Source organism: Jatrophihabitans sp. (genome assembly GCA_036389035.1).
Classification (GTDB): domain Bacteria; phylum Actinomycetota; class Actinomycetes; order Mycobacteriales; family Jatrophihabitantaceae; genus Jatrophihabitans_A.
In genome coordinates this window covers 320,458-341,300 of the sequence record DASVQQ010000007.1, presented here as the reverse complement: position 1 = coordinate 341,300, position 20,843 = coordinate 320,458, and the positions used below count along the sequence as shown (strand labels likewise).

At 71.5% G+C, this 20,843-nt stretch carries 18 protein-coding genes; 10 read left to right on the top strand and 8 right to left on the bottom strand.

The features are described from left to right. Positions 1–29 precede the first annotated feature (29 nt). Both VF557_04165 and VF557_04160 read left to right on the top strand, forming a co-directional pair. Positions 30–830, top strand: coding sequence for a trans-aconitate 2-methyltransferase (locus VF557_04165; GenBank protein ID HEX8079383.1), 801 nt, complete (start codon positions 30–32; stop codon positions 828–830). Beyond that, positions 827–1,195, top strand: a complete 369-nt coding sequence (locus VF557_04160; protein HEX8079382.1) for a VOC family protein — start codon at positions 827–829, stop codon at positions 1,193–1,195. The genes VF557_04165 and VF557_04160 overlap by 4 nt, the downstream gene beginning before the upstream one ends. A gap of 55 nt (positions 1,196–1,250) precedes the next feature. Here VF557_04160 and VF557_04155 read toward each other — a convergent pair whose 3' ends face one another. The 7 genes from VF557_04155 to VF557_04125 form a co-directional block, all read right to left on the bottom strand. Next, positions 1,251–1,628, bottom strand: a complete 378-nt coding sequence (locus VF557_04155; GenBank protein ID HEX8079381.1) for a VOC family protein — start codon at positions 1,626–1,628, stop codon at positions 1,251–1,253. Further along, positions 1,625–2,122, bottom strand: coding sequence for a DUF1990 domain-containing protein (locus tag VF557_04150; GenBank protein HEX8079380.1), 498 nt, complete (start codon positions 2,120–2,122; stop codon positions 1,625–1,627). Before VF557_04150 ends, VF557_04155 begins: the two co-directional genes overlap by 4 nt. A 133-nt stretch (positions 2,123–2,255) precedes the next feature. Continuing rightward, complete coding sequence (gene topA, locus VF557_04145) at positions 2,256–5,099, bottom strand: type I DNA topoisomerase (protein HEX8079379.1); 2,844 nt, start codon at positions 5,097–5,099, stop codon at positions 2,256–2,258. A gap of 181 nt (positions 5,100–5,280) precedes the next feature. After that, complete coding sequence (locus VF557_04140; protein HEX8079378.1) at positions 5,281–5,808, bottom strand: gluconokinase; 528 nt, start codon at positions 5,806–5,808, stop codon at positions 5,281–5,283. 39 nt (positions 5,809–5,847) lie between these two features. Next, on the bottom strand, positions 5,848–6,420 hold the full coding sequence (locus tag VF557_04135; protein ID HEX8079377.1) for a hypothetical protein: 573 nt from the start codon (positions 6,418–6,420) through the stop codon (positions 5,848–5,850). 138 nt (positions 6,421–6,558) lie between these two features. Next, the gene (locus VF557_04130) at positions 6,559–8,901 is read right to left on the bottom strand and encodes a sodium-translocating pyrophosphatase (GenBank protein HEX8079376.1); all 2,343 of its coding nucleotides are present in this window, start codon (positions 8,899–8,901) and stop codon (positions 6,559–6,561) included. Between the two features lie 309 nt (positions 8,902–9,210). After that, entirely contained in the window at positions 9,211–9,549 is a 339-nt protein-coding gene (locus VF557_04125) for an STAS domain-containing protein (GenBank protein ID HEX8079375.1), read from the bottom strand. A gap of 146 nt (positions 9,550–9,695) precedes the next feature. Here VF557_04125 and VF557_04120 point away from each other — a divergent pair, with 146 nt between their 5' ends. The 6 genes from VF557_04120 (at position 9,696) to VF557_04095 (ending at position 15,621) form a co-directional block, all read left to right on the top strand. Beyond that, positions 9,696–12,011, top strand: coding sequence for a DEAD/DEAH box helicase (locus tag VF557_04120; protein HEX8079374.1), 2,316 nt, complete (start codon positions 9,696–9,698; stop codon positions 12,009–12,011). Positions 12,012–12,031: 20 nt separating this feature from the next. Continuing rightward, the gene (locus VF557_04115) at positions 12,032–12,361 is read left to right on the top strand and encodes a hypothetical protein (protein ID HEX8079373.1); all 330 of its coding nucleotides are present in this window, start codon (positions 12,032–12,034) and stop codon (positions 12,359–12,361) included. 81 nt (positions 12,362–12,442) lie between these two features. Continuing rightward, positions 12,443–13,603, top strand: coding sequence for an acyl-CoA dehydrogenase family protein (locus VF557_04110; protein ID HEX8079372.1), 1,161 nt, complete (start codon positions 12,443–12,445; stop codon positions 13,601–13,603). Beyond that, a complete protein-coding gene (locus tag VF557_04105; protein HEX8079371.1) occupies positions 13,600–14,430 on the top strand; it encodes an enoyl-CoA hydratase family protein in 831 nt (276 codons plus the stop codon). The genes VF557_04110 and VF557_04105 overlap by 4 nt, the downstream gene beginning before the upstream one ends. Continuing rightward, positions 14,427–15,188, top strand: a complete 762-nt coding sequence (locus VF557_04100; protein ID HEX8079370.1) for an SDR family NAD(P)-dependent oxidoreductase — start codon at positions 14,427–14,429, stop codon at positions 15,186–15,188. The genes VF557_04105 and VF557_04100 overlap by 4 nt, the downstream gene beginning before the upstream one ends. Positions 15,189–15,219: 31 nt before the next feature. Then, on the top strand, positions 15,220–15,621 hold the full coding sequence (locus VF557_04095) for a RidA family protein (GenBank protein HEX8079369.1): 402 nt from the start codon (positions 15,220–15,222) through the stop codon (positions 15,619–15,621). Between the two features lie 61 nt (positions 15,622–15,682). Here VF557_04095 and VF557_04090 read toward each other — a convergent pair whose 3' ends face one another. Beyond that, on the bottom strand, positions 15,683–16,534 hold the full coding sequence (locus VF557_04090) for a PaaX family transcriptional regulator C-terminal domain-containing protein (GenBank protein ID HEX8079368.1): 852 nt from the start codon (positions 16,532–16,534) through the stop codon (positions 15,683–15,685). A gap of 164 nt (positions 16,535–16,698) precedes the next feature. Here VF557_04090 and VF557_04085 point away from each other — a divergent pair, with 164 nt between their 5' ends. Together VF557_04085 and VF557_04080 are read left to right on the top strand one after the other, a co-directional pair. Beyond that, positions 16,699–18,321, top strand: coding sequence for an AMP-binding protein (locus VF557_04085; GenBank protein HEX8079367.1), 1,623 nt, complete (start codon positions 16,699–16,701; stop codon positions 18,319–18,321). A gap of 78 nt (positions 18,322–18,399) precedes the next feature. Beyond that, positions 18,400–20,823, top strand: a complete 2,424-nt coding sequence (locus VF557_04080) for a bifunctional salicylyl-CoA 5-hydroxylase/oxidoreductase (protein HEX8079366.1) — start codon at positions 18,400–18,402, stop codon at positions 20,821–20,823. The last annotated feature ends 20 nt before the right edge of the window (positions 20,824–20,843 follow it).

Below are 20,843 nucleotides of genomic sequence, written 5' to 3'. Positions count from 1 at the left end.
AAGACAGTTTCCGGACTGGAGGAGTCGCGATGCGATGGGACCCGGCGCAGTACGCGCTGTTCAGCGATGAGCGCAGCAGACCGTTCTTCGACCTGGCCGGCCAGATCGCCGCCGAGCAGCCCGGCCAGGTGGTGGATCTGGGCTGCGGCTCCGGCGAGCTGACCGCGACCCTGGCCCAGCGCTGGCCGGCCGCGACCGTCCGGGGGCTGGACGCCTCGGCGGAGATGATCGAGCGCGCGTCGGCGGTCACCGGCGGCCGGCTGAGCTTCTCCCTCGCCGATGCCGCCGACTTCGACGCCGGCGGGATGGACGTGCTGGTCAGCAACGCCTTGTTGCAATGGGTTCCCGGCCACCAGGCGTTGCTGGTCCGGTGGGCCGGCCAGCTGAACGCCGGCGGCTGGCTGGCCTTTCAGGTGCCGGCCAACTTCGGCTCGCCGTCACACCGGCTGATGCGCGAGCTGGCGGACTCGGACCGCTGGCGGGACCGGTTGACCGGCGTGCTGCGCCACGACGCGGTCGCCGAGCCGGCCGAGTACCTGGAGCTGCTGGCCGAGGCGGGTTTGGCGGTCAACGCCTGGCAGACGTCCTACCTGCACGTGCTGGCTGGGTCTGATCCCGTGCTGGACTGGGTCCGCGGCACCGGTTTGCGGCCAATCCTGCAGGCGCTGGGCGAGGACGAGGCGGCCGGGTTCAGCGCTGAGTACGCGGCGCTGCTGCGAGAGGCTTATCCGGCCAGGCCGTTCGGCACGGTGTTCCCGTTCCTGCGCACCTTCGTCGTGGCGCACAAGCCGGTCGTGGCGCACAAGCCGGAGCGGACGGCGCGGCCATGAGCGGCCTGATCCAGGGTTTCGATCACGTGCAGGTGGCCATCCCGGCCGGTGCCGAGGACGTCGCCCGGGCGTTCTACGGCTCGCTGCTGGGCATGACCGAGCAGCCGAAGCCGGCGGCGCTGGCCGGCCGCGGCGGCTGCTGGTTCAGCGCTGGCAGCGCGGTGCTGCACCTGGGCGTCGAGGAGCCGTTCAGCCCGGCCCGCAAGGCGCATCCGGCGTTCCTGGTGGGCGAGCTGGATTCACTCGAGGGTCGGCTGTCGGCGGCCGGCTATGACTGCGTGCGGTCCGACGGTGAGATCCCCGGCGTTCGGCGGTTCCACACCTTCGACCCGTTCGGCAACCGGATCGAGTTCCAGCAGGCCTGAGCGTGGCTGCCCGATCGCTGGTTCGGGTGGTCGGTCGGAGTGCGCCGCTGACGGCTCAGCCGCCCGGGCGCAGCCGGCCCTTCGTCAGATCGACCAGGGTGAGCTGGTTGCCGAACGGGTCTTTCACCACGGCGACCTTTCCCACTGCGATGTCATCCGGCCCGGCGACCAGCGAGCCGCCGGCCAGGGCCATCGCCGCCACCGCGTCCTCCACGGACTCGACCAGCAGATCGGTCTCCGGCCCGACGTCCAGCGCCAGCACCAGCTCGGTCTCGGCATCGCCGAAGCCCAGCGCCACCTTCGTCTCGGTGCGCCAGAGCAGCTCATGGCCCAGCGCGTCGTGGTAGAAGGCCAGCCCCTCCTCCAACGAGGGCACCCGCACCACCACGGCATCCACGGCGCGGAACAGCGGCTGCGGCGGTTCTGAGCTCATGCGGGTCCCATCCAGGTAGGGCGCGACCCGGCGGCCTCGCTCGCGACGATCTTGCGTACCGCCCACAGGTAGCGGCGGTTGACCAGCAGCGCGCCCAGCCGGGCCAGCGGGCCGGCGAGCCGGATCAGCAGCTTGTTCGGGCGGGCGAAGGACTCCACCGTCACCACCACCTGGTCATCCGGCGCCCAGTCCACAGTGAAGCTCTCCTCGCCCTCCTCAGGGTGATCGGGTCGGGTCCGGTAGCGAAAGCCCCGCCGGCGCGGCTCGTCGATCACCGAGATCACGTCGCAGGAGCCGCTCAGCGCCACCGGGCCGACGCCGAAACGCAGCCGGACCACGTCACCGAGGCGCACCGTGTCACCGGGCATGCTCATCTTCACGCCGGCCTTGTTATGCATCCGCAGGCTGAGCACCGCCCGGGACGCCGACTCGAAAGCCGCCGAGCCGTGACCGACCGGGCGGGAGAGATTCATTCGGTGATATCGGCCGGCCACGTCATCCAGTGTGCCGCAGGACTTCACGCGCCTGAACGACCGGTATGCCTCTCGGCCGTCCAGGCGTGCGAAATCGATACGCGTCGCGCGATACGTGTCGCGCGACGTGAGGCCGCGCAGGCCAGAGGACCGATCAGGCCTTGTCTGCGCCGGCCTTGACGGGCGCCTTCTTGGCGGCGGCCTTGGTGGCCTTCTTGGCGACAGTTTTCTTGACAGCCGACTTGGCAGCGGTCTTCTTGGCAGCGGTCTTCTTGGCCGGCGCCTTCTTCGCAGCCCGCTTGGTCGCCTTCTTCGCCGGCCCGCGAGCCCGCCGGTCGGCCAGCAGCTCTGAGGCCCGCTCGTCGGTGAGCGCCTCGACCGAGTCGTCTCGCCGCAACGAGGCGTTGGTCTCGCCGTCAGTGACGTAGGGCCCGAACCGGCCGTCCTTGACCACCATCGGCTTCTGCGAGACCGGATCGACGCCCAGTTCCTTCAGCGGCGGCGCCGCGGCGGCCCGGCGGCCCCGCAGCTTGGGCTGGGCGAAGATCGCCAGCGCCTCGTCCAGGGTGACGGTGAACAGCTGCTCCTCGGACTCCAGGGACCGGGAGTCGGTGCCGCGCTTGATGTAGGGCCCGTACCGGCCGTTCTGGGCGGTGATCTCGGCGGCCTTGCGGTCCTCGGCGGCTGGGTCGATCCCGACCACCCGCGGCAGGGTCAGCAGCTTGGCGGCGTCCTCGACGGTCAGGGTCTCCAGCGACATCGTCTTGAACAGCGACGCGGTCCGCTCGCCGTCGGTCACGTACGGGCCGAACCGGCCGTTCTTGCCGGTGATCTCGCGACCGGTCTCGGGATCGACCCCGATCGTGTAGTCACCGGAGGGCGCCGACAGCAGCTCCTCGACCTTCTCCGGCGTCAGCTCGTCCGGAGCCAGGTCCTCCGGCACCGAGGCGCGGCGCTCGGAGTCCGCCCCGCCCTGCTGGACGTAGGGCCCGTACCGCCCGACCCGTACCACGATGTCACTGTCCGGCCCGAACAGCCGCAGCGAGTTGACGCCGCGGGCGTCGATGTCCTCCAGCCGCTCAGCGATCAGCTTCTTCAGCCCGCCCTGGGAGGAGATCCGGCCGTCGTCGCCGCCCTTCTCGGCCCCCCGCTCGGCGTCGTTGACGCCGAAATAGAACCTGCGCAGCCAGTCCACCCGCGAGGTGGTGCCACCGGCGATCGAGTCCAGGTCGTTCTCGACCGAGGCGGTGAAGCCGTAGTCCACCAGCCGGCCGAAGTGACCCTCGAGCAGGCCGACCACCGCGAAGGCCACCCAGGACGGCACCAGCGCGGCGCCCTTCTTCCAGACGTAGCCGCGGTCCTGGATCGTCTGCATGATCGAGGCGTAGGTGGACGGCCGGCCGATGCCGAGCTCCTCCATGGCCTTGACCAGCGAGGCCTCGGTGTAGCGCGACGGCGGGCTGGTCGAGTGCCCGGTCGGCGCCAGCGAGCGCGCCGCGAGCCCGTCGCCGCGGCTCAACTGCGGCAGCCGCTTCTCGCTGTCGTCCCGGCCGGACTCGCCCGAGCCGCCCGACGCCCCGGACGAATCGGCCGTCTCATCCTGATCCTCGACGTAGGCCCGCAGGAACCCCGGAAAGGTGATGGTGCGCCCGGAGGTGGCGAACTCGGCCCGCTCGCCGGCCGCCGAGGTGCCGGCCAGCCGGATCGACATGGTGGTGCCGACCGCGTCCGACATCTGCGAGGCCAGGGTGCGCTGCCAGATCAGCTCGTAGAGCCGGAACTCGTCCGAGGACAGCGCCGAGGCCAGCTGGCCCGGGGTCCGGAACGAGTCACCGGCCGGCCGGATCGCCTCGTGCGCCTCCTGGGCGTTCTTGACCTTGCGGCTGTAGTGGCGCGGCTCGGCCGGGACGTAGGCGTCGCCGTAGAGGTCGCGGGCCTGGGACCTGGCTGCCGTCAACGCCGTCTCGGACAGGTTCGTCGAGTCGGTGCGCATGTAGGTGATGTAGCCGTTCTCGTACAGCCGCTGGGCCACCCGCATGGTGACCTGGGAGGACCAGCGCAGCTTGCGGCCGGCCTCCTGCTGCAGCGTCGAGGTCATGAACGGCGGGTAGGGCCGGCGCCGGTAGGGCTTCTCCTCGACCCGGGTCACCGAGAAGTCGACGCCCTGCAGCCGGGCGGCCAGACCCCGGGCGCCGGACTCATCCAGGTGCAGCACCTCGCGGGAGGCCCGGCCGGTCGCGGGGTCGAAGTCCTTGCCGGTGGCGATCCGCTCGTCGTCCAGGGCCACCAGGGTGGCGCCGAACGTCTCAGGATCGCCGTCCTTGCGCACGGCCGGGGCGAAGCTGCCCTCGATGTCCCAGTAGTTCGCGGTGTGAAAGGCCATCCGCTGCCGCTCGCGCTCGACCACGATCCTGGTGGCCACCGACTGCACCCGGCCGGCCGACAGCCGCGGCAGCACCTTCTTCCACAGCACCGGCGACACTTCGTAGCCGTAGAGCCGGTCCAGGATCCGGCGGGTCTCCTGGGCGTCCACCAGGTGGGCGTCGATGTCGCGCGGCTCGGCCACCGCCCGGGCGATCGCGGCCGGGGTGATCTCGTGGAAGACCATCCGGCGGACCGGGACGGTGGGCTTGAGGGTCTGCACCAGGTGCCAGGCGATCGCCTCGCCCTCGCGGTCCTCATCAGTGGCCAGGTAGACCTCGTCGGCGTCCTTGACCAGGGCCTTGAGCTTGCTGACCTGCTGCTTGCGGTCGGGGCTGATCACGTACAGCGGCTCGAAGTCGGCCTCGGTGTTGACCCCGAGCCGGGCCCATGGCTGGCCCTTGTAGGCGGCCGGCACGTCCGCGGCGTTGCGGGGCAGATCCCGGATATGACCGATGGACGCCTCGACGGTGTACCCCTCGCCGAGGTAACCGCCGATCGTCTTCGCCTTCGCAGGGGATTCCACGATCACCAGCTTGTTGCCGGTGCCCGCCTTCTTCCCGCGTGCCTGTGCCACCGCTTCTCCTGTCTGTGATCACCATCGGTGACCAAGTCCTACCACCATGTTGCACGGTGCTGCGGCGGACGGTACCCCACTATTGCTTTACCGCGCCGCCGGTCACCCGGCCCGCCGCCCACTCCCCGCAACCCTGATCGGCGGCTGACCCTTACCCTCGGCGACCGCGGGGAGGCCCAGATCACGGCGCCGGGAGCGGCGGGACACCGCTGTTGACCTCCTTGAGAAACCGTTCGACGATCTGCTCCGGGCCGAGAGTGAAGTCGACGGCCACCCCGAACTCGTCCGCGCCCAGCGGCTCCAGACTGGCGTACTGCGAGTCCACCAGCGAGGCCGGCATGTAGTGGTTGAGCCGGCGCCCGACCCGTTCACCGACCACGTCGGCCGAGCCGTCCAGGTGCAGGAAGCACAGGCGGCTCGATCCCGTCCTGAGGACGTCGCGGTAGTGGCGCTTGAGGGCCGAGCAGGCCAGAACCGAGCCGTCCTGCTCGGCGCGCAGCCACTCGGCCAGCCGGGCCAGCCACGGCCCGCGATCGGAATCGGTCAGCGGGTGGCCGGCTGCCATCTTGGCCTTCAGCTCGGGGGTGTGAAAGTCATCGGCGTCGCCGAACGGGACTCCGAGCCGCTCGGCCAGCAGCATCCCGACCGTGGTCTTGCCGCTGCCCGAGACACCCATCACGACCACCGCCGGGTGGATGCCGATCCGCATGAGGCCGAATCTAGCGCCTTCTGAGCGGCTCGCGGTCGGCTAGCCGCCCGGCCAGTCCCGGCCGGAGCCGGCCGGCGGCGCGCCGATCAGCTCGGCCAGCCGGCGCAGCCGCTTCACCGAGGTGACCCGCCAGCCGGCGCCTGACCTGCTGCCGACCTCGACGGCGGTGACTCCCAGCCTGGCCAGCTGAGCGCCGGCCACCCGGTGCAGCGCGCCGTCCAGGTCGGCCATCCTCAGCAGGTACCCGCCCTCCTCGGCCCGGCCGGCCGCGATCGCCCACAACCGCAGGCCTGAGGCGCTGAGCGCCAGGTCCGCGGGCGGGCGCAGGTAGGCGCCCCGGGTCCAGCGCTGGGCGTACGGGCCCAGCCGGGGGGTGATCTCGGTTCGCACCGCGATCAGCTCACCGGGCGACTCGGCGGTGTCCGAGGCCAGGCCGCGGTCGGCGAACTCCGACCGCAGTGCCTGCGCCCGCCACTGCTCGGCCACCAGGACCGACAGCCGGGCGGCCGAGCCCGCGTCGGTGCGCACCCAGTCGCCGCCGGCGAGCAGCACGCCGTCCAGATCCTCGACGAGGGGATCCGCCGCTTCGGCGCCGAACAGGGAGAACTGCACGCCGCGATTGTGTACCACCGCGCACCGGCGCACTGCGATGGCCGTCCGCGCGGCGCCATCCGCGGCAGAAAGCGCAGGGCCTGTCACCGGTTTCGGTGACAGGCCCTGCGCTTTCTCAGCTGCAGCGGTCGTTCTCGGTCAGACGGTGGTCGCCGCCGCGTGGATCTGGGACGGATCATCGTTGAGGGTGGATGCCCGCCGCTTGGCGATCAGGATGGCCGCGACGATGACCACCACCGCGACCAGGGCGATCGCCATCCGGACTCCCACATTGGCGTCATCGCCGATCGAGAGCTGGACGACGGCCGGCGCGATCAGCACCGACACCAGGTTCATCACCTTGATCAGCGGGTTGATAGCCGGGCCGGCGGTGTCCTTGAACGGGTCACCGACGGTGTCACCGATGACGGTCGCGGCGTGCGCCTCAGAGCCCTTGCCGCCGTGGTTGCCGTCCTCGACCAGCTTCTTGGCGTTGTCCCAAGCCCCGCCGGAGTTGGCCAGGAACACCGCCATCAGGGTGCCGGTGGCGATGGCGCCGCCGAGGTAGCCCGCCAGCGGGCCGAGGCCCAGCCCGAAGCCGACCGCGATCGGGGCCATCACCGCGAGCAGGCCCGGGGTGACCAGCTCGCGCAGCGAGTCCCGGGTGCAGATGTCGACGACCCGGCCGTACTCGGGCCGCTCGGTGCCGTCCATGATGCCGGGCCGGGTGGCGAACTGGCGGCGGACCTCGTAGACCACCGCGCCGGCCGCCCGGGACACCGCGTTCACCGCGAGGCCGGAGAACATGAAGACCACCGCGGCGCCGATGATGACGCCGACGAGGGTGTTCGGGCTGACGATCGTGGTGGCGAAGTTGGTGTTGTCCGCGATGCTGCCCCCCGCCTCGGCGACGGCCTCACGGATGGCGTCCTGGTAGGAGCCGAACAGGGCGGTCGCGGCCAGCACCGCGGTCGCGATCGCGATGCCCTTGGTGATGGCCTTGGTGGTGTTGCCGACCGCGTCCAGCTCGGTCAGGATCTGGGCTCCCGCCGGGCTGATGTCACCCGACATCTCCGCGATGCCCTGGGCGTTGTCCGACACCGGGCCGAAGGTGTCCATCGCGACGATGACGCCGACGGTGGTCAGCAACCCGCAGCCGGCCAGTGCGACCGCGAACAGCGCGACCGACACCGACGAGCCGCCGAGCAGGAAGGCGCCGAACACCGCGGAGGCGATGACGAGCGCGGTGTAGACGGCCGACTCGAAGCCGATCGAGATGCCGGACAGGATCACGGTGGCCGCGCCGGTCAGCGAGCTGCGCCCGACGTCCTGGACGGCCTTTCCTTCGGTGCCGGTGTAGACGCCGGTCAGCCAGAGGATCACGGCGGCCAGCACGATTCCGATGATCACCGCGATGATGGCGATCAGGGCCGGGTTGCCGCTGTGCTCAGCGATGGGGGTGTCGCCGCCGAGGTCGACGCCGGTGCCCTCGAGCTCGGAGAACTTGCTCGGCAGGTACGTGAAGGCCGCGATCGCGCAGAGCACCACAGAGATGCCGGCGGAGATGTAGAAGCTGCGGTTGATGGTGGCCAGGCCGCCCTCGTTCGGCCGCGACCGGGTGATGAAGACCCCGATGATCGCTGTCAGAACGCCGATGGCGGGCACGATCAGCGGGAACAGCAGGCCCTTGGTGCCGAAGGCGACCGCGCCGAGGATCAGCGAGGCGACCAGGGTCACGGCGTAGGACTCGAACAGGTCGGCCGCCATGCCGGCGCAGTCGCCGACGTTGTCACCGACGTTGTCGGCGATGGTCGCGGCGTTGCGGGGGTCGTCCTCGGGGATGCCGGCCTCGACCTTGCCCACCAGGTCGGCGCCCACGTCGGCGGCCTTGGTGAAGATGCCACCACCGACACGCATGAACATCGCCAGCGTGGCGGCGCCGAATCCGAAGCCTTCCAGCACCTTCGGCGCGTCGTCGGTGTAGGCGTACACGACTACGGCCACGCCCAGCAGGCCCAGGCCCACGGTGGCCATGCCGACGGCGCCACCGGTGCGGAACGCGATCCGGGTGGCCAGCTCACGGCCCTCGTTGTTGGCCGCGGCGGCTACCCGCAGGTTGGCCCGGGTGGCCAGCCACATGCCGAAGTACCCGATGGCGCCTGAGAACCCGGCGCCGACCAGGAAGAAGACCGAGCGGCCGATCCGCTGGCCGGTGTCGTCGGCCGGCAGCGCGAACAGCAGCAGGAAGACGACCACCACGACCACCGAGAGCGTCCGGAACTGGCGCTTCAGATAGGCCTGGGCGCCCTCCTGGACCGCCTCGGCGATCGTGATCATCTTCGGCGTGCCCTGGTTGGCTCTCAGGACTTCGCGAAACAGGACGAACGAGAAGACCAGTGCGACGATCGCCACCAGGCCGATCACCGCGACCAGTCCCCGGTCGCCCGCGGAGAAGTCGATGTCTCCGGTCTGGGCGGTGATCACCGGGTGGGACAGAGCCATAACGCGTACTCCTTCGGCCATTGAAATCAGCTTGACGATCGCCCGACAGCATCGGCACAGCGGCTTGCCCGGGGTCGGGGCCGAAGCTGCTTAGCGGCAATTCGCGGTCGGTGCGGCTGCGGCGCAGTCTAGGGGACGCCTCAACCGTCCGCGCGCAGGCTCGGGCACGGCGACGTGCTGCTGGTCACACGCTTGCGGGCGAGGTGTTCGGCGGCTGCTTGCCGGACCGCCTCGCGGAACGGGCTTCAGCCTGTCACAACCAGGGCATCGGCCCTGCCAGCCCTCGCCACCCGGGCTTGGCGGCGCCGCTCAGCCGGCCGCGATCGCCTCGGACACGGCGGGATAGATGTCGAAAACCGCGTCCAGCCCGGTGATCCGGAACAGCTTGAGGGTGCGTTCGGCCCGGCAGACCAGCCTGAGCACGGCACCGGCCGGCTGGGCCTGGTTGCGGGCCGCCACCAGCGCCCCCAGACCGGTCGAGTCGATGAACGACAGCCAGCTCAGATCGACCACGACCGACTGCTGGCCCGAGCTGATGATCTGCGACAGCCGGTCGGTCAGCTGGGTCGCCGAGTGCACATCGAGCTCACCGCAGACTTCCAGCACGGTCTGGACGCCGGTGCTGGACGCGGTCAAGCTGAGGTTCATCGGCGACGCCTCCGCCCATCCTCGATTGTCAGCGGTTCGTGCTTGGCTGAGCATACGTTCAGCCACCGTCCTGGCAGCGCTTACAGCCAGCTGCCGGCCTAGGCTGGACGACTTCGGGCAAGCCCGAGGAACCGCGGGCATCAGGCGTGCCGGACAGGAGGGCTCCGATCGACACCGAGCACCCGCTGCTGGCCGGCCTGCTCACCGGCTGCCCGCCCGGCGAGACGCCGCTGCGCCACGTCGAGCAGGTCCCGCCCCGCCCGCTGACCTCGGCGGCGTGGCCGGACTGGGCAGCGGCCGACCTCGTCGCCGCGCTGGCGAGCGCCGGCATCGACGCGCCCTGGCCGCACCAGGTCGAGGCAGCCGAGCACGCCTGGGCCGGCGACTCGGTGGTGATCGCCACCGGCACGGCGTCGGGAAAGTCGCTGGCCTACCAGCTGCCGATGCTGTCCGCCGTGCTGGCCGATGCCAGGTCACGGGCGCTGTACCTGTCCCCCACCAAGGCGCTGGCCGCCGACCAGCACCGGGCGTTGACGGCGCTGGGCCTGCCCGGCGTCCGGGCGGCCACCCTGGACGGCGACACCCCGTTCGAGGAGCGGGACTGGATCCGGCAGCACGCCAACGTGGTGCTGTCCAACCCCGACCTGCTGCACCGGACGCTGCTGCCCCAGCACCAGCGCTACTCCGGCTTCCTGCGCCGGCTGCGGTTCGTGGTGATCGACGAGTGCCACCACTACCGGGGCCTGTTCGGCTCGCACGTGTCCCTGGTGCTGCGCAGGTTGCGCAGGCTGTGCGCGCTCTACGGCGCCGCGCCGGTGTTCGTGCTGGCCTCGGCCACCTCGGCGACCCCGGGGCAGTCGGCCTCGCGGCTGGTCGGGCTGCCGGTGCGGACGGTGGATTCCGACCGCTCGCCGCGCGGCCCGCGGACCTTCGCGCTGTGGGAGCCGCCGCTGGCGATAGCCGGCAGCCAGAACTCGGCGCCGATCCGGCGGGCCGCCGGGTCAGAGGCCGCCCGGCTGCTGGCCGACCTGGTGATCGCCGGCGCCCGCACCCTGGTGTTCACGCGGTCCCGCCGCGGCGCCGAGCTCACCGCGCTGAGCGCCAAGAACCACCTGATCGAGGCCGGCGCGACCGAGCTGGCAGACCGGATCGCCGCCTACCGGGGCGGTTACCTGGCCCAGGAACGCCGCGCGCTGGAGCGCGCGCTCACCAGCGGCGAGCTGTTGGGGGTGGCGACCACGAACGCTCTGGAACTGGGCGTCGACATCACCGGCCTGGACGCCGTGGTGCTGGCCGGCTATCCCGGAACGCTGGCCTCGCTGTGGCAGCAGGCCGGCCGGGCCGGGCGCCGCGGCCAGGACGCGCTGGTGGTCTTCATCGCCCGCGACGACCCGCTGGACACCTACCTGGTGAACAACCCGGCGGCCATCTTCGCCCGGCCGGTAGAGGCGAGCGTGACCGATCCCACCAATCCGCACGTGTTGGGGCCGCAGCTGTGCTGCGCGGCCGCCGAACTGGCGCTGACCACAGCCGACGTCGAGCTGTTCGGCGGCCCGGCGGCCGAACAGGTGCTGGCCGCGCTGGTGGAGCAGGGGCTGCTGCGCCGGCGTCCGGCCGGGTGGTTCTGGACCGACCGCAACCGCCCGAGCGCGAACCTGCGAGGCGCTGGCCATCCGGTCACCGTGGTGGAATCGGGCTCCGGCTCGCTGCTGGGCACCGTCGACGCGGGCACCGCCCCGGCCACCGTGCATCCCGAGGCGGTCTACCTGCACCAGGGCAACTCGTTCGTCGTCGAGGAGCTCGACCTGGAGCACGGGGCGGCGCTGGTGCGCCCGGAGGACCCGCCGTGGACCACCAGCGCCCAGGAGATCACCGACATCGCGATCCTGGCCACCGAGCAGAGCGCCATGCTGGACGGGGTCAGCGTCGGATTCGGCACGGTCGAGGTCTCCCACCAGGTCGTCAGTTTTCAGCGCCGCCGGTTCAGCGGTGAGCTTCTGGACGAGACCCCGCTGGACATGCCGCTGCAGCGACTGGTCACCAAGGCCGTCTGGTACACCCTCGACGCGGCCTCCGTCGCCGAGGCCGGCCTGGACCAGCCGGAGCTTCCCGGCGCCCTGCACGCCGCCGAGCACGCCGCGATCGGGCTACTGCCGCTGTTCGCCACCTGTGACCGCTGGGACATCGGCGGCGTGTCCACCGCCCTGCACGCCGACACCGGCCGGCCCACCGTCTTCGTCTACGACGGCCATCCCGGTGGAGCCGGCTTCGCGGCGCGGGGCCACGCGGTGCTGCCCGACTGGCTGGCCGCGACCCGGGGCGCCATCGCCGGTTGCGAGTGCCCGGCCGGCTGCCCGTCCTGCATCCAGTCGCCCAAGTGCGGCAACGGCAACAACCCTCTGGACAAGGCCGGGGCGTTGCTGGTGCTCGACGCGGTGCTGGCACGGGTGATAATCCGGTGACCACGACCCGAGGAGGCGCAGTGAACACCGTGACGCGGACCGCTGACCCCAGCGCAGGAACGCCTGGGATCAGCTTCGCGACCCAGGCCCGCCCCGGCTCGCCGGAGGAGGGCAGCCTGCAGCGGATTCAAGCAGCCCTGTCCGGTGGCGCGGACTCGCCGCCCGGCACCACGAACACCGCGCACCTGGCGCTCAACACCGTCCAGGTGGTGGACGGAACCTCGTACCCGATCATCACCTTGTGGGTGCCCGAGGCGCAGGAGTCCGAGGCGGTGGCAGCGTTGGAGACGGAGGGCTTCGACATCGAGGGAGGCGAGAACGACCCAGCCGGTGATATCGCGCCGCGTTGACGGTCGTCCCGGATTCGCTAGGCTCGTTGCGGTCGCAGCGTGCCGGGAGCAGCGCGATCAGCCTCGTCCTCAGGGAGATCCATGTCCGCCTTCGCACTGACCGACGAGCAACGAACGTACGTGCGGCAGGTGCGCGAGGTCGCGGTGGCCGAACTCATCCCGCTTGCCGAGCAGGGCGTCGAGGGCCGGGTGAACCGGCCGCTGCTGGAGGCGATGGGCAGCCACGGGCTGCTCAGCCGGCTGTTCGGCGCCACCGGGCGCTCGGCCGCGGCCATGGAACTCTGCCTGCTGCGCGAGACCCTGGCAGAAGTCTGCACCGACGCCGAGACGGCGCTGGCGCTGCAGGCCCTGGGCAGCTATCCCTTCGTGCTGTTCGGCACCGAGGGCCAGGCCGAGCGCTACCGCGACGGGGTGGCCGCCGGCACCGTGGTGGCCTCGTTCGCGCTGTCGGAGGCCGAGGCGGGCTCTGACGCCGCGGCGCTGCGGCTACGGGCCGAGCCTGACGGCGACGGCTGGCGGTTGACCGGCGAGAAGACCTGGATCTCCAACGCGCCGGAGGCCGACGTCTACACGGTGTTCGCCCGCACCACCGCCGACGCCCGGGCCCGCGGCATCACCGCGTTCGTGGTGGACGGCGGAGCGCCGGGCCTGAGCGGCGAGCAGCTGGACATGCTGGCGCCGCACGCGCTCGGCCGGTTGATCTTCGACGGCGTCCGGGTCGAGCGCGCCGACGTCCTGGGCGAGGTGGACGCCGGCTTCAAGGTCGCGATGCGCACGCTCGACGTGCTGCGCCCCAGCGTCGGCGCCTTCGCGGTCGGGATGGCCCAGGCCGGCCTCGACGCCGCGATCGAGCACACCACCCGGCGGCAGGCCTTCGGCGGGGTGCTCAGCGACCAGCAGGCGGTCAGCCACCTGCTCGCCGAGATGGCCACCCGGGTCGAGGCGAGCCGGCTGCTGGTCTACGCGGCGGCGTCGGCCTATGACGAGGGCATCGCCGCCGAGCTGGTCACCCGCAAGGCCGCGATGGCCAAGCTGTTCGCCACCGAGAGCGCCCAGTTCGTCGTCGACGCGGCCATGCAACTGCACGGCGCCCGGGCCCTGCAACGCGGTCACCTGCTCGAGCGGCTGTACCGCGACGTCCGCGCGCCGCGGATCTATGAGGGCGCCTCCGAGGTGCAGCGCACCATCATCGGGCGTTCACTGGTGCAGGCCGCCACCCGCGAGAGGACCGAGCAGGCATGACGAACCGATTCCGGGCCTCCGTCCCGCTCACCGAGGACTGGCAGCACTTCGACTTCGCGGTGGCCGACGGCATCGCCACAGTCACGCTGAACCGGCCCGAGAAGCTGAACCCGCTGACGTTCGAGAGCTATGCCGACCTGCGCGACCTGGTGCAGCAGCTGCCCTACCGCGAGGACGTGCGAGTGCTGGTGATCCGCGGCGCCGGCAAGGCCTTCTGCGCCGGCGGCGACGTCAACGAGATCATCGGCGAGCTGATCAAGATGCGCCCGCGCGAGCTGATGGCGTTCACCAAGATGACCGGTGACCTGATCCGGGCGATGCGCGAGGTCTCGGTCCCGATCGTGTCCGGCATCCAGGGCATCGCGGCCGGCGCCGGCTCGGTGGTGGCGCTCGCCTCGGACTTCCGGGTGGTGACGCAGTCGGCGCGCTTTGCCTTCCTCTTCACCAAGGTCGGGCTCTCCGGTGGCGACATGGGCGCGGCCTACCTGCTGCCCCGGATGGTCGGCGCCGGCCGGGCCACCCAGCTGCTCATGCTCGGCGACACCATCGACGCGGCCACCGCCGACCGGTACGGCCTGGTCAGCGAGCTGGTCGCCGACGACGAGCTGGACGCCGCGGTCGCGAGGCTGGCCACCCGGCTCGCCGAGGGGCCGGCCCTGGCCTACGCCCAGACCAAGGCGCTGATCACCCGCGAGCTGGACATGTCGCTGGCCGGCGCGATGGAACTGGACGCGATGACCCAGGCGCTGCTGATGACCACCGATGACCACGCCGAGTTCCACGCGGCCTTCAACGAGCGCCGGCCGCCGCGCTGGACCGGGCGTTGAGCGACGCCGGCCGGGTCTGCCTGGTCGCCGGCGCCAGCCGCGGGATCGGCGCGGCGGTCGCCTCGGCGCTGTCGCGCGACGGCCATCGGGTGGCGCTGCTGGGCCGCGACGGCGCCGCCCTGGACGAGCTGGGCGCGGCGTTGCCGGGGCCGACCCTGAGCGTGCCCGCCGACGTGACCGACCCCGGCGCGGTCGAGGCTGCCTTCAGCCGGATCGAGCGGGACTGGGGGCCGGTCGAGGTGCTGGTCTGCAACGCCGGCGCCGGAATCGCCGCTCCGATCGTCGACACCTCCGACCAGCAGTGGGCCCAGATGCTCGAGCTCAACCTCACCGCGCCGTTCCGGCTGATGCGCCGGGCGTTGCCGTCGATGACCGGCAGCGGCTGGGGCCGGATCGTCGTCATCGCGTCGGTGGTGGCCAAGCGCGGTGAGGCGCAGGTCGCGGCCTACACCGCCTCCAAGCACGGCGTGCTCGGCCTGGTGCGCGCCGCGGCCGCCGAGCTGGCCCGGTCCGGGGTGACCGTCAACGCCGTCTGCCCCGGCTACGTCGACACCCCGATGACCGATGCGACCGTCGAGGCGATCGCCGCCCGCAGCGGCCGTGGCCCGGACGACGCGCGTGCCGCGCTGGCCCGCAGGCAGCCGATCGGGCGGTTGATCGAACCCGACGAGGTGGCCGAGGCCGTTCGATTCTGCCTGGCGAACGCCGCGGTGACCGGGCAGGGAATCAATGTCGACGGAGGATCGGTGCAGTCATGAGGGTGGATCGCAGCGAGCGCCGGGAGTGTTCATGACTTTGGAGCGGATCAACCCCGAGGAGCTGGGCCGGCCGTCCGGCTTCGCGCACGCGGTGCGCGCCACCGACACCGCGCGGGTCTACCTGGCCGGCCAGACCGCGCTCGACAAGGCCGGCGCCATCGTCGGCTCGACCATCGTGGAGCAGTTCGAGCAGGCGCTGAGCAACCTGCTGACCGCGCTGGCCGCCGCCGGCGGCGCCGCCGAGCACCTGGCCACCGTCACGATCTACATCGTCGACATCGCCGACTACCGGGCCAACGCCCGCGAGATCGGCGCGGTCTGGCGGCGGCTGGCCGGCACCGAGTACCCGGCGATGGCCGGCATCGGCATCGCCCGGCTCTGGGACGAGGACGCTCTCATCGAGCTGCAGGGCGTGGCCGAGATCCCCCGCTGACAGCTTTCATCCCGGCACCCGGCTTGACCGGGCTCCGCACCCGGCTTGACCGGACGCCGGTTCAGTCGCGGATCACCCGCAGCGCGTGCTGGTACGCCGGCGGACGCAACACGTCGCTGAGCTCACCGAACAACTCCGCCGCCGCCGCGCCGTCCCAGCGGGGTGGCAGCACCTCGGCCGGCAGGCCGGGGTCGAGGTAGCGCAGCCGCCGCCACGCGGTCAGCATCCGGACGTACTCGGCGAAGGCGGCGCCGCCGTCCGGCGCCCGGCCGGCCAGCCGGCGGCTCACCGGCCGGTAGTGACCGAGGAACTGGGCGTACTTGGCGGCCAGGCCCTCCAGGTCCCACCAGTCCCCCACCCGGCCGGCCAGCTCGGCATAGCCGAGGTACTGGCCGCGGAAGATGTCGACGTAGCCGGCCAGCTGCTGGCGGGCCAGCACGTGGCTGACCTCGTCGGCCAGCGCGCCGGGCGCCAGCCAGACGCCAGGGGCGACCGGGCCGAAGCCGAGCCCGGCGAGCCTGGTCCGCAGCTCGTGCCGCTTGCCCCGCTCGGCCTCGGGCACCGTGAAGACGACCTGCACCCATCCGTCGGCCAGGCTGGCGTGCCGCTGGTCGAAGATCCGCCGGTCGCCCTCGCGCATCGCCTGGATCGTCGACGGGGACAGCGCGTACCCGGCAGCTCCGTCGATCCGCAGGGCCTGCAACGTCGCCCGGCGCTTGAGGCGCGAGATCGAGGATCGCACCGCCTGGCCGTCGACGCCCAGGTCGCTCATCAACCGCACGACCGAGGCGATCGGCAGCCAGTTCGGCTCCTCACGCGCGTACAGGCCGTAGATGGTGACGATCAGCTGACGGGGCTGGGCCTCGACGAGCAGCTCGTCTGAGGCGCCGGCCGGCTTCACGGCGCTGCTCATCGCGACCCGTTCCTGGTCGTTGGCCTGGCAGCAGGGCGACCTGCCGAAGCGGACCCTGCTGAGCGGCCAACGATCGCCGACGCGGCGCCAAAGTATCGCGCGTTCTTGACTGTCGTCACAACTAGAGAATACTGGCAAGCGCCCCGGGGGAAGGAGTCGAAACCGTGGAGCTCGCACCGTCCGCCCACGTGGACACGTTCTGCCGGGACAACCTCCCGCCGCGGGAGCAGTGGCCGGACTTTCGCTTCGACCTGCCGGAGCTTCACTACCCCCAGCGGCTCAACTGCGCGGCGGCGCTGCTCGACGACGTGGTGGCCGAGCACGGCGCCGACCGGCCTGCCCTGCGCAGCGAGCGGGAGACCTGGAGTTACGGGCAACTGCTCGCCCGCGCCAACCAGTTGGCCCACTATCTGAGCGAGGACGCCGGCCTGCTGCCCGGCCAGCGGGTGCTGCTGCGCGGGCCGAACAACCCGTGGCTGGTGGCCTGCTGGTTCGCGGTGCTCAAGGCCGGCGGTGTGGTGGTGACCACCGTGCCGATGCTGCGCAGCGGCGAGATCACCCAGCTGATCGACCTGACCCGCGCCAGCCTGGCTCTGTGCGACCACCGCTTCGTCGACGACCTCGAGCCGGCGACCTCGGCCGGCGGGATACCGATGCTGCGCTACGGCGGCGAGGACGCCGAGGACCTGATCGGGCTCAGCGCGGCCAAGCCGACCGAGTTCGTCAACGTCGACACCGCGGCCGACGATGTCGCGCTGCTGGCGCCGACCTCGGGCACCACCGGAAACCCCAAGGCGACGATGCACTTTCACCGCGACGTGCTGGCGATCGCCGACACGTTCGGCAAGCACACCGTCGCCGGCCGGCCCGACGACGTCTTCACCGGCACCCCGCCACTGGCCTTCACCTTCGGCCTCGGCGGCCTGCTGGTGTTCCCGCTGCGGATCGGGGCCTCGACGCTGCTGATCGAACGCGCCACCCCCACCGAGCTCGCCGAGGCCGTGGAGCGACACCGCGCCACCGTGCTGTTCACCGCGCCGACCGCCTACCGGGCGATCCTGCGCGCCGGCCAGCAGCACCGGCTGGCCACCGTGCGGCGCGCGGTGTCGGCCGGTGAGCACCTGCCCAAGCCGGTCTGGCAGGAGCTGCAGGACAAGACCGGCATCGAGTTGATCGACGGCATCGGCAGCACCGAGATGCTGCACGTGTTCATCTCGGCGTCCGACGGCGACATCCGGCCGGGCGCGACCGGCAAGGCGGTGCCCGGCTACACCGCGGCGGTGCTCGACGCCGACGGCAAGCCGGCCCCGGACGGCACCGCCGGCCGGCTGGCGGTCACCGGACCGACCGGCTGCCGTTACCTGGCCGACCCGCGGCAGGCCGTCTACGTCCAGCATGGCTGGAACGTCACCGGCGACACCTACATCCGCGACTCCGACGGCTACTTCTGGTACCAGGCCCGCAGTGACGACATGATCGTCTCCTCCGGATACAACATCGCCGCGCCCGAGGTGGAGCGTGCCCTCGAGCAGCACCCGGACGTGGTGGAGTGCGCGGTGGTCGCCCGGCCCGACGCCGAGCGCGGTTCGACGGTGCACGCCGTGGTGGTGCTGCGCGAGGGCGCTGCCCAGGACGCGGCCAAGGTCAGCGAGCTGCAGGACTTCACCAAGCAGACGATCGCGCCGTACAAGTACCCCCGTTCCATCGAGTTCGCCGCGGCGTTGCCCCGCACGTCCACCGGCAAGGTTCAACGGTTCCGGCTTCGCGAGACCGAAGCCGCGCGCTAAGCGCGCCCAGGGTCGGCCGTGCCAGCCGGCAAAAAGGTCCGGCTGGCACGGCGCCCCGAGCGCAGGAAGGAGCGACGCATGCGCATCGCAATCATCGGTGGTGGCCCCGGCGGGCTGTACTTCGCCGCGCTGGCCAAGGCGTTGGACCCCGACACCGAGATCCGGGTGTGGGAGCGCAACGCCGCCGAGGACACCTTCGGCTTCGGCGTCGTGTTCAGCGATGAGACCCTCGGCGGCATCGAGCACGCCGACCCGGTGATCTACTCCCGGATGGCCGAGCAGTTCGCCCGCTGGGACGACATCGACATCCACTTCCGCGGCACCCTGACCACGGTCGGCGGCCAGGGCTTCGCGGCCATGAGCCGCAAGAAGCTGCTGCAGTTGCTGCAGGAGCGCTGCGCCGAGCTCGGCGTGGACGTGCGGTTTCGCACCGAGGCGCCCGACGTCGACACCCTCAGCCAGGACTATGACCTGGTGCTGGCCTGCGACGGCGCGAACTCGGCGGTGCGCACCAAGTACGCCGACGTCTTCCGGCCCTCGATGGAGGTGGGCCGCAACAAGTACATGTGGCTGGGCACCGACCTGGTGTTCGAGGCCTTCAAGTTCTACATCTGCCAGACGCCGTACGGGATCATGCAGGTGCACGGCTACCCCTACGACGCCACCGGCAGCACCTTCATCGTCGAGATGCACGACGACGTCTGGCAGCGGGCCGGGTTCGCCGAGTCGGCCTCGACCACGTTCGCGCCGGGGGTCAGCGACGAGAAGTCCGTCGCCCGGGTCCAGGAGCTGATCGGTGACATCCTGGACGGCCACCAGATCCTGCTCAACAACTCCAAGTGGCAGAGTTTCAACACCATCTCCAACGACACCTGGCGAAACGGCAACGTGGTGCTGATCGGCGACGCCGCGCACACCGCGCACTTCTCGATCGGCTCGGGCACGAAGCTGGCGATGGAGGACGCGCTCGCGCTGGTCGCCTGCCTGCACGAGCATCCCGACGTGCCGACCGCGGTGCAGGCCTATGAGGCCGAACGCCGTCCGGTGGTGCTGTCGACCCAGCGCGCGGCCCGGGCCAGCCTGGACTGGTTCGAGAACATCAGCCACTACGTCGACCAGTCGCCGGAGCAGTTCGCGTTCAACATCGTCACCCGCAGCCGCCGCATCACCTATGACAACCTGCGGCTGCGCGACCCGGAGTTCGTGGCCGGCATGGACGCCTGGTACTCGCGGCACGAGCGGGATCGTTACGGGGCCGACGGGTTCGACCAGGCTGATCCGGCCGGCCAGCCTGACCGGGCGGCGGCCGAGGATGCCGCCCCGCCGATGTTCCACCCGTTCCGGCTCGGCCGGCTGGAGCTGAAGAACCGGGTGGTGGTCTCGCCGATGGACACCTACTCAGCGGTCGACGGCATGCCGACCGACTTTCACCTGGTGCACCTGGGCTCCCGGGCACTCGGCGGGGCCGGGCTGGTGATGACCGAGATGATCTGCGTGTCACCCACAGCGCGGATCACCCCGGGTTGCTCCGGCATCTACACCCCGGAACAGGAGCAGGCCTGGGCGCGGGTGGTGGACTTCGTCCACAGCCAGAGCACCGCCAAGATCGGCATCCAGCTCGGCCACTCGGGCCGCAAGGGCTCGACCAAGCTGATGTGGGAGGGCATCGACGAGCCGCTGCCGGACGGCAACTGGGAAATCGTCGGCCCGTCGCCGCTGCCCTACACACCGGCCAGCCCCGCGCCGCGCGAGCTGACCCAGGCCGAGCTGGACGAGATCAAGGCCGACTTCGTGGCCTGCGCCGAGGCCGGCGCCCGCGCCGGTTTCGACATGCTCGAACTGCACTGCGCGCACGGCTACCTGCTGTCCTCGTTCCTGTCCCCGCTGTCCAACGTCCGCACCGATCACTACGGCGGCGAGCTGGCCAACCGGATGCGCTACCCGCTCGAGGTCTTCGACGCGGTGCGTGCCGCCTGGCCCGCCGAGCGCCCGGTCAGCGTGCGGATCTCGGCGACCGACTGGTACGAGGGCGGCAACGACATCGAGGCGGCGGTCGAGATCGCCCGGGCGTTCGCCGAGCACGGCTCCGACGCCATCCACGTCTCGACCGGTCAGGTGGTCAAGGACGAGAAGCCGGCCTACGGGCGCAGTTACCAGACGCCGTATGCCGACCGGATCCGCAATGACCTCGGCGAGCGCTACGGCGTCGCGGTGATCGCGGTCGGCGCCATCGCCTCCTTCGACGACGTCAACTCGGTGCTGCTGGCCGGTCGCGCCGACCTGGTGGCGGTCGGCCGGCCGCACCTGTACGACCCGCATTGGACGCTGCACGCCGCCGCCGAGCAGGAGTACCGCGGCCCCGGCGCGGACTGGCCGGCGCAGTACCGCGCCGGCAGCCGCAAGCCGCCGACCGGCCGCACCGACGGGCCCCGGCCACGGCTGACCCTGATTCGCGAACCGGACCCGGGCACCCGGCACGCTCGCTGGCGCCCGGCCCGCTGAGCACGCGCCTCGGATGGCGC

Excerpts from the sequence above, each read along its gene's own strand:
- VF557_04165 (HEX8079383.1), top strand. The coding sequence starts at position 30 with ATGCGATGGGACCCGGCGCAGTACGCGCTGTTCAGCGATGAGCGCAGC.
- VF557_04160 (HEX8079382.1), top strand. The coding sequence starts at position 827 with ATGAGCGGCCTGATCCAGGGTTTCGATCACGTGCAGGTGGCCATCCCG.
- VF557_04155 (HEX8079381.1), bottom strand. The coding sequence starts at position 1,628 with ATGAGCTCAGAACCGCCGCAGCCGCTGTTCCGCGCCGTGGATGCCGTG.
- VF557_04140 (HEX8079378.1), bottom strand. The coding sequence starts at position 5,808 with ATGCGGATCGGCATCCACCCGGCGGTGGTCGTGATGGGTGTCTCGGGC.
- VF557_04130 (HEX8079376.1), bottom strand. The coding sequence starts at position 8,901 with ATGGCTCTGTCCCACCCGGTGATCACCGCCCAGACCGGAGACATCGAC.
- VF557_04125 (HEX8079375.1), bottom strand. The coding sequence starts at position 9,549 with ATGAACCTCAGCTTGACCGCGTCCAGCACCGGCGTCCAGACCGTGCTG.
- VF557_04110 (HEX8079372.1), top strand. The coding sequence starts at position 12,443 with ATGTCCGCCTTCGCACTGACCGACGAGCAACGAACGTACGTGCGGCAG.
- VF557_04105 (HEX8079371.1), top strand. The coding sequence starts at position 13,600 with ATGACGAACCGATTCCGGGCCTCCGTCCCGCTCACCGAGGACTGGCAG.
- VF557_04095 (HEX8079369.1), top strand. The coding sequence starts at position 15,220 with ATGACTTTGGAGCGGATCAACCCCGAGGAGCTGGGCCGGCCGTCCGGC.
- VF557_04090 (HEX8079368.1), bottom strand. The coding sequence starts at position 16,534 with ATGAGCAGCGCCGTGAAGCCGGCCGGCGCCTCAGACGAGCTGCTCGTC.
- VF557_04080 (HEX8079366.1), top strand. The coding sequence starts at position 18,400 with ATGCGCATCGCAATCATCGGTGGTGGCCCCGGCGGGCTGTACTTCGCC.